At 70.2% G+C, this 12,549-nt stretch carries 13 protein-coding genes; 10 read left to right on the top strand and 3 right to left on the bottom strand.

All coding sequences use genetic code 11. The features are described 5' to 3' along the window. The first annotated feature begins 165 nt into the window (after positions 1–165). The 5 genes from phoU (at position 166) to LK06_RS17820 (ending at position 3,112) form a co-directional block, all read left to right on the top strand. A complete protein-coding gene (gene phoU, locus LK06_RS17835; protein WP_039654737.1) occupies positions 166–855 on the top strand; it encodes a phosphate signaling complex protein PhoU in 690 nt (229 codons plus the stop codon). Positions 856–1,003: 148 nt separating this feature from the next. Beyond that, positions 1,004–1,168 carry a hypothetical protein gene (locus LK06_RS32675; protein ID WP_107068009.1) on the top strand — a complete coding sequence of 55 codons (165 nt, stop codon included), beginning with the start codon at positions 1,004–1,006 and terminating at the stop codon, positions 1,166–1,168. Positions 1,169–1,294: 126 nt separating this feature from the next. Continuing rightward, positions 1,295–1,543, top strand: a complete 249-nt coding sequence (locus tag LK06_RS17830) for an SCO4226 family nickel-binding protein (RefSeq protein WP_039654736.1) — start codon at positions 1,295–1,297, stop codon at positions 1,541–1,543. A gap of 571 nt (positions 1,544–2,114) precedes the next feature. After that, positions 2,115–2,627, top strand: coding sequence for a hypothetical protein (locus LK06_RS17825; RefSeq protein ID WP_043405019.1), 513 nt, complete (start codon positions 2,115–2,117; stop codon positions 2,625–2,627). A 92-nt stretch (positions 2,628–2,719) separates the two neighbouring features. Next, positions 2,720–3,112 (top strand): hypothetical protein, encoded by a 393-nt coding sequence (locus LK06_RS17820; protein ID WP_039654733.1) that lies wholly within the window; start codon positions 2,720–2,722, stop codon positions 3,110–3,112. A 272-nt stretch (positions 3,113–3,384) separates the two neighbouring features. On the opposite strand, the gene LK06_RS17815 is transcribed toward LK06_RS17820, so the two are convergent. Beyond that, positions 3,385–4,146, bottom strand: coding sequence for a phosphoglyceromutase (locus LK06_RS17815; protein WP_039654732.1), 762 nt, complete (start codon positions 4,144–4,146; stop codon positions 3,385–3,387). 174 nt (positions 4,147–4,320) lie between these two features. Here LK06_RS17815 and LK06_RS17810 point away from each other — a divergent pair, with 174 nt between their 5' ends. Both LK06_RS17810 and LK06_RS17805 read left to right on the top strand, forming a co-directional pair. Next, entirely contained in the window at positions 4,321–5,589 is a 1,269-nt protein-coding gene (locus LK06_RS17810; RefSeq protein ID WP_039654731.1) for an MDR family MFS transporter, read from the top strand. A gap of 99 nt (positions 5,590–5,688) precedes the next feature. Beyond that, positions 5,689–6,162 carry a carboxymuconolactone decarboxylase family protein gene (locus tag LK06_RS17805; RefSeq protein ID WP_043433933.1) on the top strand — a complete coding sequence of 158 codons (474 nt, stop codon included), beginning with the start codon at positions 5,689–5,691 and terminating at the stop codon, positions 6,160–6,162. A 355-nt stretch (positions 6,163–6,517) separates the two neighbouring features. Here the strand turns inward: LK06_RS17805 and LK06_RS17800 are convergent, their stop codons facing one another. Then, the gene (locus LK06_RS17800; RefSeq protein WP_039654729.1) at positions 6,518–7,018 is read right to left on the bottom strand and encodes a type III secretion system chaperone family protein; all 501 of its coding nucleotides are present in this window, start codon (positions 7,016–7,018) and stop codon (positions 6,518–6,520) included. Next, positions 7,011–8,348 carry a D-inositol-3-phosphate glycosyltransferase gene (mshA, locus tag LK06_RS17795; RefSeq protein ID WP_039654728.1) on the bottom strand — a complete coding sequence of 446 codons (1,338 nt, stop codon included), beginning with the start codon at positions 8,346–8,348 and terminating at the stop codon, positions 7,011–7,013. Before mshA ends, LK06_RS17800 begins: the two co-directional genes overlap by 8 nt. Positions 8,349–8,670: 322 nt before the next feature. On the opposite strand from mshA, the gene LK06_RS17790 reads away from it, so the two are divergent. From LK06_RS17790 to LK06_RS17780, 3 genes are all read left to right on the top strand, one after another. Next, a complete protein-coding gene (locus tag LK06_RS17790; protein ID WP_078858918.1) occupies positions 8,671–9,483 on the top strand; it encodes a class I SAM-dependent methyltransferase in 813 nt (270 codons plus the stop codon). 275 nt (positions 9,484–9,758) lie between these two features. Next, complete coding sequence (locus tag LK06_RS17785) at positions 9,759–10,910, top strand: C40 family peptidase (protein ID WP_043405031.1); 1,152 nt, start codon at positions 9,759–9,761, stop codon at positions 10,908–10,910. 304 nt (positions 10,911–11,214) lie between these two features. Then, positions 11,215–12,516: a PP2C family protein-serine/threonine phosphatase gene (locus tag LK06_RS17780; RefSeq protein ID WP_039654725.1), complete on the top strand. Its 1,302-nt coding sequence runs from the start codon at positions 11,215–11,217 to the stop codon at positions 12,514–12,516. Positions 12,517–12,549: the final 33 nt, after the last annotated feature.

The following is a 12,549-nucleotide window of genomic DNA, read 5'->3' as shown; positions in this document are numbered from 1 at the left end:
TCACCTAGGAGCCAGTGTTGATTCATTTGTGGTGGCAGAAGCCGACGCGTAGGTGGCAGAACGTGGGAGCGTGGGGAGCGTGGGGTTCGCACCGCCGGTCCGTGCCGGGCGCGAGGTGTCACGGCCCCCGGAGCCCCCGAAGCACACGTAGGAGAGGGAACCCTGATGCGGGACGCGTACCACGAGGAACTTGACTCGATCGGCGACGGACTGGTGGAGATGGCCCGGCTGGTCGGATCGGCGATCGGGCGCGCCACGACCGCCATCCTGGACGCCGACCTCAAGCTGGCCGAAAGCGTCATCGAGGCGGACCAGAAGGTCGACGAGCTCCAGCACGACCTGGAGGCCCGGGCGATAGCCCTGCTGGCACGCCAGCAACCGGTGGCGACCGACCTCAGGATCGTGGTCACGTCACTGCGCATGTCCGCCGATCTGGAGCGCTCCGGCGACCTCGCCCAGCACGTGGCCAAGCTGGCCCGGCTGCGCTTCCCCCAGCGAGCCGTCCCGCAGGATCTGCATGCCACCATCCTGGAGATGGGCCAGCTCGCGCAACGTCTGATGGCGAAGGCCGCCGAGGTGATCGTGACGAAGGACGTCGACCTCGCGCTGCAGCTGGAGCAGGACGACGACGAGATGGACCTCCTGCACCGCACCCTCTTCCAGCACTTGATCGACGACCGCTGGAAGCACGGCATCGAGACGGCCGTGGACGTCACCCTGCTCGGCCGTTACTACGAGCGCTACGCCGATCACGCGGTGGCCGTCGCCAAGCGCGTCGTCTACCTGGTCACGGGTGAGCACGCGGACGAGCTGCAGCCGGACATCCAGCCGGTGACCGGCGTCGAGGGCCCGTAGCACCGCCGGGAGCCCGCGGACGGCCTGCGGACGAGGGACCGGAACGGGCGTACGGGCGTGTGGGCGCCTCCGTGCGCCGTTGATGCGCCCAGCGGAGCGGGCATGGAATGGGCGAGGGCACCCCTGCCCCCGCGTCTAGGAGGGACCCATGGCCGAATCCCCCAGCACCAGCAGCACCACACCCGACCCCACGCAAGAGCGCCAGACCGAGCAGCCCGCCGAGATCAGGAGCCTTCCGCTGTTCGGCGCGTGCGGCTGCGGCTCCGGCTGCGGTTGCGGCTGCCAGTCGGGCAACCCCTGCCAGTGCGGCTGACGCTACGGCCGTCCGGGGCAAGGGCCGGTGTGCACCCGATTCGCACCGGCCCTTCCCGTACCGGATGCCACCGCCGGACGCCAGGCGCACCATGGACATAGGCAGGTGAGAAGGAGGTGTGGAGCCATGGGCAGGTTCATGGACGTCCACCACGGAATGAAAGGCATTACGGCCGACCAGCTGAAGCAGGCGCACGGTGCCGACCTCGCCATCGAGGAAGAAGAGGGCGTGCACTTCGAGAAGGCATGGGCGGACCCGGAGTCCGGCGTCGTCTACTGCCTCTCCGAGGCTCCCTCGGCCGAGGCCGTCCAGCGCATCCATGAGCGCGCCGGGCACCGTGCGGACGAGGTACACCCGGTACCTCTGTCAGTCTGAGCGCGCCCTACCGGACTCCTCTGCGGGGCATCCCCGCAAGCGCTCCGTGGACATCGCGCCGACGTGCTGAGGCGCTCCCGTCCGCCGGCGACGTACTCCGCCGCGCGACCCGGCCGCCCTGAGACGATGCCACGGCCTTTGGAAGGCGTCCCGGCCGGCCCCGGGGCTCTCGGCTGTCACCCGGGCGATCATCCCGCCTGACCGCTCGCCGGAGCCCGCCCGACGCCGGACACCGTCACACGGCCGGTCGGACCGTGCGAGCGATCATCCCGTCCGCCTGACCGCTCGCCGGAGCCCGCCCGACGCCGGACACCGTCACACGGCCGGTCGGACCGTGCGTCTGCCCGCCCGACGGCTGCCGTGGGTCTCGCACCCGTACGGGGGGCCGGCACAACACCAGGTCCTGCTGTCGGCTCGCAAGGGGTCTGGCACATTCTGCGGCCATATGCAGCATGATCGAAATGCGGTCGGCGTCGGGCACCGTGACGATGGCGCTGAAGGGGCGGAGCGCGAGGCCGGCCTGTGTCGGCCAAGCACTCCGCCGAGTCATGCGTCAGAGAAAGAGGAAACAATGACGGCAGCGACGGAGACTCCCACTCGCGAAAAGGGCGCAGTAGGCCAGGAAGAGTTCGGCGAGGAATCCGCCTTCGGACCGCTTCTGCTGGCGGCCTTGCTGGCCCGGCGTGAGGAGCGCGGCGAGGAACCGATCATCGAGCACCCGCTCCTCCTGGCCGCACTCGCGCGCCGCCGCGAGGAGAGCAACGACGAGTCGATCATCGAGCACCCACTGCTCCTCGCCGCACTCATGCGCCACCGCCGCGAGGAACGTGACGAGGAGTCGATCATCGAGCACCCGCTGCTCCTCGCCGCACTCATGCGCCGCCGCCGCGAGGAACGCGGCGAACCGCTGATCCAGCACCCCCTCCTCCTCGCCGCACTCATGCGCCGCCGCGAGGAGAGCAACGACGAGTCGATCATCGAGCACCCACTGCTCCTCGCCGCACTCATGCGCCGCCGCCGCGAGGAACGCGGCGAACCGCTGATCCAGCACCCCCTCCTCCTCGCCGCACTCATGCGCCGCTGACAGGAAATAGCGACACTCTGCCCTCCGATCCCGGCAGTCGCCGACATCGGGGGGCAGGTCCCGTACGGCAACCGAAGACCTGAGGAAACACAATGGCAGCTGAGTCCGGCGAAAAATCGGAACGGGATCCCTTGGAGACCTTCGTCGACGAGATCTTCGAGGAAATCGTGCGCGATGCCGGAATCCCCCATACCGGCACCGGCATCAAGCATGGAAAGGACCCGATGGCGGGAGCCCTGATGGAAGCGGCCGTGGCGTTCCTTTCCAAGCCGCCCTCCCGATCCTCGGAAGTGGAAAGGGTGCTGCTCGCGCAGACCCTCGCGACCGCACTGGCAGAGTCTCTCGCGCCCGCACTGGCAGACGCGCTGGCCTCGGAGATCATGAAGGTGCTGAATCACCACGCGGCCTCCCAGGGGGGCGGCGCCCACGAAACCGTTGGCGGATCCGGTCGCAGCCGCCGCTCTTCCGGCGAGGGCGGGCGATAACAGCGTCGTGATGTCCACCACCGGGGTCGGCGGAGCGGCTTGGGGCTGGAACTGCCTCGGCGCCGGCGGCCATGCTCGGACCCCGGCCTGGCACCCGCGTGTACGCGCGCCTCATGCCGGCGAGCCGGGATCGGATCTGCAAGGCCGTGGCCGTGGTCTTCGACGCGGCCCGGCCGGGGCCTCTCACGCCCGACGGCCCAAAGACGGCCCCAGGCCAGCATCAAGCCCCCTTCCTGCGGGAAAACAGCAGGCAGGGGGCTTGATCCATACGCTTACTTCTTCTTGCCCTGGTTCTTGACCGCCTCGATCGCTGCCGCAGCCGCCTCCGGGTCGAGGTACGTGCCGCCGGGCGTGACCGGCTTGAAGTCGGCGTCGAGCTCGTAGAAGAGCGGGATGCCCGTCGGGATGTTCAGGCCCGCGATGTCGGCGTCGGAGATGCCGTCCAGGTGCTTGACCAGGGCACGCAGGCTGTTGCCGTGGGCCGCGACCAGGACCGTGCGACCGGTCATGAGGTCGGGGACGATGGCGTCGTACCAGTACGGGAGCATACGGAAGACGACGTCCTTGAGGCACTCGGTCCTCGGCCGCAGCTCCGGGGGGATGGAGGCGTAGCGGGCGTCGTGCGCCTGGGAGAACTCGGAGTCGTCCGAGAGCGGGGGCGGCGGGGTGTCGTAGGAGCGGCGCCAGAGCATGAACTGCTCCTCACCGAACTCGGCCAGGGTCGCCGCCTTGTCCTTACCCTGCAGGGCGCCGTAGTGGCGCTCGTTCAGACGCCAGCTGCGGTGGACCGGGATCCAGTGGCGGTCGGCGGCCTCCAGCCCGAGCTGGGCGGTGCGGATCGCACGCTTCTGGAGGGACGTGTGGACCACGTCGGGCAGCAGGCCGGCGTCCTTGAGCAGCTCACCGCCGCGGACCGCCTCCTTCTCACCCTTCTCGTTGAGGTTGACGTCCACCCAGCCGGTGAACAGGTTCTTCGCGTTCCACTCGCTCTCGCCGTGGCGGAGGAGGATCAGCTTGTACGGTGCGTCGGCCATGGAAGAGAGCGTAATCCACGGATTCGGACCCTTGCCCGGGCCGGTCAGTGGGTGGACGGGTGGCGGCGTCTGTTAAACGAGTGGCCGCCGTCGGACCCCATCTGTAAGTTGTGCCTGCCATTTTGACTACTTACAGTGTCGCGCTGAGGCGCGTACGTCCCAGGGGGTCCCGTCATGTCCGCCGCCGTCCGTCTCAGACGCGCCACCCGGGAAAGCGTCTCCGGGCTGCCCCGTGAGTTCTGGTGGTTGTGGACCAGCACCCTGGTCAACCGGTTGGGCGCGTTCGTGGCCACCTTCATGGCCCTCTACCTCACGCTCGACCGTGGGTACTCCGCCTCGTACGCCGGTCTCGTCGCCTCGCTGCACGGGCTCGGCGGGGTCGTCTCTTCGCTCGGCGGCGGGGTGATGGCCGACCGGCTGGGACGGCGGCCGACCTTGCTCCTCGCCCAGAGCGCCACCGCAGGCTCCGTCGCGCTGCTCGGGTTCATGACGGACCCGGGCGCCATCGCCGGCGTCGCCTTCCTCGTCGGCATGGCCTCCAACGCCTCCCGGCCGGCCGTGCAGGCGATGATGGCCGACATCGTCCGGCCCGAGGACCGGGTGCGGGCCTTCTCCCTCAACTACTGGGCCATCAACCTCGGCTTCGCCGTCTCCTCCATGGCCGCCGGGTTCATCGCCGAGTTCAGCTATCTCGCCGGGTTCCTGATCGAGGCCGGGATGACCGTGGCCTGTGCGCTCGTCGTCTTCCTCAAGGTGCCGGAATCACGGCCCACGGTCCGGGTCAGGGACGGGAGTGGCGACGTCAGCCTCAAGACCGTGCTGCGCGACGGGCGGTACATGGCCGTCGTGGGGTTGTCTTTCCTCGCCGCCCTGGTTTTCCAGCAGGGCTCGGTCGGACTTCCGGTGGCCATGGGGCGGGCCGGTTTCTCGCCCGCGGACTACGGCCTGGCCATCTCCGTCAACGGCATCCTGATCGTCGCCCTGCAGATCCCCGTCACCCGGTTCATCGAGCACCGCGACCCGCGCACGCTCCTGGTCGTCTCCTCGTTGCTCGCGGGCTACGGCTTCGGGCTCACCGCCATCGCCGGATCGGTCGGCGTCTTCATGCTCACCGTGTGCGTGTGGACCCTCGCCGAGATCGTCAACGCGCCGACCCAGACCGGGCTCGTCGTCCGGCTGTCACCGGTGCACGGGCGCGGGCGCTACCAGGGCGTGTACACCCTGTCCTGGTCCGTCGCCGCGCTGGTCGCGCCACTGGTGTCCGGCACCGTCATCGACCGGTTCGGCGCGCAGTGGCTGTGGGGGACGTGCGCCGCAGTGGGCACGGTGGCCGGGGCCGGGTACGGGGTGCTCATGCGACGGCTACCGGAGGAGAGCCCGTCGAGTCCGGCGCACCGGCCGCGGCCCTCGAAGCCCGCGCCGGAGCAAGGTCGGGCCGCCTGAGACTGCCGAGTGACTCGCGTCATACGCGGGTCGTGTCACAGTTCGCCGAGCCGTTCCGTCAGTGGGGTGTAGCCAACCGCGACCACACCGGAGCACACATTGGACGCTCGTATGAACCTGATCGCCAGCCCCCTCAGCGGCGCCTTCATGAAGCACATCAACTCGGCGGGCAAGGCGCTCACCGGCTCCACTCTGCCGCCCGCGACGCAGGAACTGGTGAAACTGCGCGCCAGCCAGATCAACGGCTGCGGGTTCTGCACCGACATGCACAGCAAGGACGCCGCCGCCGCAGGGGAGAGCGCGACCCGGCTCAACCTGGTCGCGGCCTGGCGGGAGACCACGGTGTTCACCGAGGCCGAGCGGGCCGCCCTGGAGCTCACGGAGCAGGGCACCCGCATCGCCGATGCGGCCGGCGGGGTCACGGATGAGGCCTGGGAGGAGGCCGCCAGGCACTACCACGAGGCCCAACTCGCCGCCTTGGTGGGCCTCATCGCTCTCATCAACGCCTACAACCGGGTCAACGTCATCGTCCGGCAGCCCGCCGGTGACTACCAGCCCGGCATGTTCGGCTGACGGAAGTCCGCCGCGGTGCGGCCGGCCAGCCGCACCGCGAAGGAGGCGGCAGGCCGGGCGGCCCTCGCCCCGCAGCAGCTGCGGGTTCATCCACCGCGTCGGGTACCACCGTCCGGGGCGAGCTGTGCCCCGGACGGTGGTACCCGACGCCCGGTTGCGGGAGCTGCTGGAGCCGTGGCTCGCCCGCGGTCTCTTGCCCGGCGCTGGCCGCGCGCCCACCGAACCCCCAACCCACCTATCTGGTGGGGGTGTTCAGTGGCGCTTACCACGTCGCCCCGTCACCCCAGGTACGCGGGTCCGGGGGCGCACGCCGACCGAACTCTCCGGGGGCGCCGCCCAGTCGAGAAGAGTCGGGTCAGTCCGTCGGACGCTCGATCAGATGCATGAACGCCTCCAGGTTCCGGGTGGATTCGCCACGCGACACCCGCCAGGCGTACTCCTTGCGGATCGAGGAGGCAAAGCCCAGTTCCAGAAGGGTGTTGAAGGCACCGTCGGCCGCCTCCAGGACCTGACCGAGCAGGCGGTCGATCTCGTCGGTGGTGACACAGGCGAGGGGGAGGCGGGCGGTGACGTACACGTCGCCCAGGTGGTCGACCGCGTAACTCACCCCGTAGAGCTTGAGGTTGCGCTCCAGGAGCCAGCGGTGGACACCCGCCTCGTTCTCATCGGGGTGACGGATGACGAAGGCGTTGAGCGAGACGGAGTGCCGGCCGACGAGGAAGGAGACCGTCGTCGAGAGCTTTCGGGTACCGGGGAGCCTGACCACGTAGCTTCCGGGCTTGGGACACTCCCACTCCAGCTCGGCGTCCTTGAGGACGGCCTCCAGGACCTGCCCGGCCTTCTCGACATCACCCATGGTGGGAGCGTACGCGACGGCGGTGGGACTGGGCCGCGGCCGTGTAGACGTCGGCGGTGGCGGCGGCGGCCGTGTCCCAACCGAAGGACTGGGCGTGCCGGGCGGCGGACCGGCCCATGCGCACCGGCAGAGATGGCTCGTCGGCGAAGCGGCGCAGCACGCGTGCGTAGTCGGCGGGGTCGTGGCCGTCCACGAGGAAGCCGGTGTCACCGTCGCGAACGGCCACCGGCAGGCCGCCCACGGAGGCCGCGAGCACCGGAGTGCCCGCGGCCTGCGCCTCTATGGCGACCAGGCCGAAGGACTCGCTGTAGGACGGCATGACGAGGACGGACGCGGCCCGGAACCAGTCCGCGAGCTGTTCCTGACCGACCGGTGGCCGGAACCGCACGACGTCCGCGATGCCGAGCCGGGCGGCGAGCTTCTGCAGCCCCTCGGGCTTGGCCAACCCGCTGCCGCTGGGGCCGCCGACGACGGGTACCAGGACGCGGGAGCGCAACTCAGGATGCCCGTCGAGCAGGACGGCCACCGCCCGCAGCAGCACGTCCGGAGCCTTCAGTGGCTGGATGCGCCCCGCGAAGAGGGGGATCAGGGCGTCCTGTGGCAGGCCGAGACGGGCACGGGCGGCGGCCCGGCCGTCAGCGGGGCGGAAACGGTTCAGGTTCACGCCGGGATGGACGACGGCGACCTTGGCCGGGTCGGCCGCGTAGTGCCGGACGAGTTCGTCGCCCTCCTCGGCCGTGTTGGCGATCAGCCGGTCGGCGGCGGCCACGATCTGGGTTTCACCGATGACGCGGGCCGGGGGCTCGGGGGTGTCGCCGTCGGCCAGATTGGCGTTCTTGACCTTGGCCATGGTGTGCATGGCGTGCACCAGAGGCACACCCCAGCGCTGGGCGGCGAGCCAGCCGACGTGACCGGAGAGCCAGTAGTGGGAGTGGACGAGGTCGTAGTGACCGGGACGATGACCGGCCCAGGCCTGCATCACGCCGTGGGTGAAGGCACACAGCTGGGCCGGGAGCTCCTCCTTGGCGAGGCCCTCGTAGGGGCCCGCGTCGATGTGCCGGACGAGGACACCGGGGGCCAGTTCGACGGCGGGGGGAAGTCCGCCGGCCGTGGCCCGGGTGAAGATCTCGACCTCGATGTTGATCGCGGCGAGCCGCTGGGCCAGCTCCACGATGTAGACGTTCATGCCTCCGGCGTCACCCGTGCCGGGCTGATGGAGTGGGGAGGTGTGCACGGAGAGCATGGCGACCCTGCGTGGCCTGCGGTGCAGCCGGAGCCGGGGGCCGACCGGCGAAGAGTGGCGCCCGAGCCTGCTGACGTACTGGCTCACGTGGCGTTCCTCCTCGCTGCGGCAAGCCTGCCGGAGGGGCGTCCCCCGCCCTCCGAGGGAGTGCAACAGCGAGCGGGGGGCCCGGCATTTCCCGACCAAGCACCTTTACCCAATCATTACCCTTCGTCGATCAGTCGTTCGGCGGAGTACCCCGCGGGCGCGCACCCCGCCGAGCCCTCCGCCCGCCAGGCACGGACAGCACGCCCGCACCGGCCGCCCCGACTCCCCCCGCCCGGTCGGGCGGGCCGGGCGGGGGTCCACCGGGCGTCCGGCACCCGGAGCCTGGTGCTGGCGACCGGGACACCCGCCTACCCTCGTAGCCATGACAGCCCGCGCGACGACCCGCCCCGTGGGAACGGTGACACGCGGGACGACCAACCCCAACCGGCTGCGCCGCATGGACCGCTGGATCGCGGCCACGCACGGCGCCGAACTCCGCCGCGCCGCGGACCCGGTGGCGATCGACCTCGGCTACGGCGCCGCGCCCTGGACCGCCGTCGAACTCCTCGACCGGCTACGCACCGTGACTCCGCGCGCACGCGTGGTCGGCATCGAGATCGAACCGGACCGGGTGGCCGCCGCCCGGCCGTACGAACGGGTGGGATTGACCTTCCGGCACGGGGGCTTCGAGGTCCCCGTACCCGGCCGCCCGGTGCTCATCCGAGCCGCCAACGTACTGCGGCAGTACGACGAGACCGAGGTCAGCGATGTCTGGCAGCGGTTGTGCGCACGCCTCTCCCCGGCGGGCGGCGCCTCGCACGGCGGACTCCTGGTCGAGGGGACCTGCGACGAGATCGGCCGACGGCACGTATGGGTGGCGCTCGGCCCGGAGGGGCCGCGCACGGTCACCTTCGCCACCCGTCTGGGCTCCCTGGACCGGCCCTCCGACCTCGCCGAGCGCCTGCCGAAGGCGCTGATCCACCGGAACGTCCCCGGCGAGCCGGTGCACACCTTCCTCGGCGACTTCGACCGCGCCTGGGCCGCTGCCGCGCCCTACGCCTCCTACGGCACCCGCCAGCGCTGGCTGCGCGCGGTACGGGACCTGGCGGCCGACTGGCCGGTGACGGACTCCCCGTCCCGCTGGCGCCAGGGCGAAGTGACCGTGACGTGGGAGGCGTTGGCTCCCCGCTCCTGAACTCCCCCCCTCATCCCGAACACCCCGCCCGCCAGACCCGGAACGCCTCGGCCGGGACCCCGAAGACCACGCCACTCCAGTCCCGAACGCATCACGGCTCCGGAGACGGAACGAACGGCGTGCGTCGTTCGTCACATCGGCGGAGAGATCGTCGCTCCCGGCGGTCATCGGGGGGGAATCCGGCTTCCGACGACCTCTGTCGCTTTGTGCGCGGCCGTGGCACGATCCCTCAGGCACCACAAGTTACTGACGGTAAATCAGTTGGGGGGAGAGGTATGGGCTCGGGCGAGCGCGGCCTGCTCACGGCGGCCCTGACCGTGGTCTGCGCGGTGACCGCACTCGCGGTACCGGGTACGGCGTTCGCGGCTTCCGCGTCCGTACCCGCGCCGACAACAAGCGGCTCGCCGGCCGACTCGACGAGCCCGACAGGCCCGACCGATTCGCCTGGTTCACCCGTTTTGCCCGGTCCAGCGCAACAAACTCCCCCGCCCAACAAGGATCTTGAGCAGGTCCGGGAGAAACTCGACAAGCTCTACCACGACGCGGCCGTCGCCACCGACGCCTACAACGCGGCCGAGGAGAAGGCGAACGACCAGTCCGCCGAGATCGTCGCCCTGGCGAAGAAGATCGTCGAGGGCCGACGGAAGCTGGACAGGCTCAAGGACCAGGCGGGCGCGGCAGCCCGGGCCCAGTACCGCACCGGCGGACTGCCTCCCACCGCCCAGTTCCTGCTCAGCAACGACCCGGGACAGTTCCTCGACGGCGCCGGGCTGATTCTCGAGGGACAGCGGGCGACGAAGAAGTTGCTCGACGACATGACCCGCACCCAGAAGGAGCTGCGGGAGTACGCCGACGACGCGTCCGAACAGTGGAAGAAGCTGGAACGCAACCGCAAGAACAAGGCCGCCGCCAAGAAGAAGATCGAGCAGGAGATCGGCGCCGCCAAGAAGCTTGAGTCGAAGCTGGAGAAGAAGGAGAAGGAGCGGCTCGCCAAGCTGGAGGAACAGGCCGCGCTGAAGGCGCAGACTGCCTGGCTTGACACCGGTGTCCTCAAGAAGATCGACGGCAAGGCGTCCGCACAGGGGAAGAAGGCGGTGCAGTACGCCACCGCCCAGCTGGGAAAGCCGTATGTCTGGGGTGCCGAGGGGCCGAACTCCTTCGACTGCTCGGGACTGACCTCACAGGCCTGGGCGGCGGCTGGACACCCCATCCCGCGCACCTCGCAAGAGCAGTGGAAACAGCTCAAACACGTCAGCGTCAAGGACATGCGTCCCGGCGATCTGATCATCTACTTCGACGACGCCAGCCATGTCGCGATGTACGTGGGCGATGGCGCGATCATCCACGCCCCGCGCCCCGGACGGACGGTGACGATCGCGGGCGCAGGCTCGATGCCGATCCTGGGGGTCGTACGGCCGGGCGGGTGAAGCTGGCTGCCGGCCACGCCCGCCGCACCCCTGGTGATATGGGTCATGTGACCCATTGCATGCCCAACCCCCACCCAAACCCGGCCAGGACGTGAGCTTTGTCATCCCCAAGAGGGTGTCGTCCTGTCCAACTGCGTTACGGAACGCGGCATATGACGGGGTCCTGCGTGGGAGCGACGCGGCTCACACCATTCCATCGGGGTGGCCACTGCCGCTATGGTCACCCGTCGGTGGGTCGAGGTCCCTCGTCACCGCCGTGCCCTTGGGGGAGGGAAGGTCGGGGGGAGGGAAGGAACCCAGGACGATGCCCGTACCCGTACCGCGGCAGAGAGCGATCCCGGCCGTGGAGAGTGGTCAGGCGCAGGCCGCCTCCGCAGTCGGCGGTCCCTTCATGGAAGAGGCCCGGCGCGACGCCATGCCCACCAGTGGCACCGGCACCACTCTCACCCTGCTGCTGATCGAGGACGATCCGGCCAACTCGCCGATCGTGCCGGAACTGCTGGACTCAGCCGGCAAGCCGATCCGCGTGCGCACCGCCCGCAACCTCACCGAAGCCGAACGACTGCTCACCGACGACGTCCACTGCATCCTGTTGGACCTCGCGCTCCCGGCGCCGGGGGGCCGCGACGCCGATGACGAGCTGGCCGTGCTCCGGCACGTACTGCAGCTCGCGCCCCGACACGCCGTGCTCGTGCTGACCGCCTCAGGGGACGCCGAACGCGGCGCCGAGGCCGTGCGCGTCGGCGCCCAGGATTACCTCTTCCGGGACGAACTGGACGGTCGCCTGCTCAGCCGCGCCATCCGTTACGCGGTGGAACGGAAACGATCCGACTCGGCCGAGCGGCGGCTCGCCGAAGGCAGGCTACGCGCGCAGGAGAACCGCAGGCTGGAACGCGGCTTGCTCCCCACCCCGCTGCTGGAGGGCTCCTCGCTGCGCTTCGCCGCCCGCTACCGCCCCGGCCGTTCCCGGGCCCTGCTGGGCGGCGACTTCTACGATGCTGTGCGCACCCCCGACGGCACGGTGCACGCCATGATCGGCGATGTCTGCGGCCACGGCCCGGACGAAGCCGCGCTCGGTGTGGAGTTGCGCATCGCCTGGCGGGCGCTGACCCTGGCCGGACTGTGCGGTGACGAACTGCTGGACACGCTGCAGCAGGTGCTGGAGCACGAACGCGCCGACGAGGAGATCTTCGCGACGCTGTGCACCGTGGACATCGCCCCCGACGGCCGCCGTGCGGGCCTGTGCCTGGCTGGTCACCCCGCCCCGCTGGTCTTCCGCCCTGGTCGACCTGCCCGGCTGCTGCCGTACGACAACAACGGTCCCGCCCTCGGCCTGCTGTCGGGAGCCCGATGGCCGCGCATGCAGGTGGAGCTGGGCGCCGAATGGAGCCTGATGCTCTACACCGACGGCCTGATCGAAGGCCGGGTCGGCGCGGGCGGGGAGCGACTCGGCCAGGACGGCATGCTGGAGATGATCCGCCGCCAGCTGACCGAGGGCCTACGCGGCGAGAATCTGCTGCGGGCGGCGGTGCACGAGGTCCGCGACCTCAACGGCGGTGAGCTCACTGACGACGTGGCGGTCGTCCTGTTGGACCGGATGGCGTAGGAGGAGCGGCTTGGACCGGATGGCGTAGGAGGA

Source organism: Streptomyces pluripotens (assembly GCF_000802245.2).
Lineage (GTDB): Bacteria > Actinomycetota > Actinomycetes > Streptomycetales > Streptomycetaceae > Streptomyces > Streptomyces pluripotens.
The sequence above is the reverse complement of the archived record's forward strand: the minus strand, read 5'-3'. Positions and strand labels throughout refer to the sequence as shown.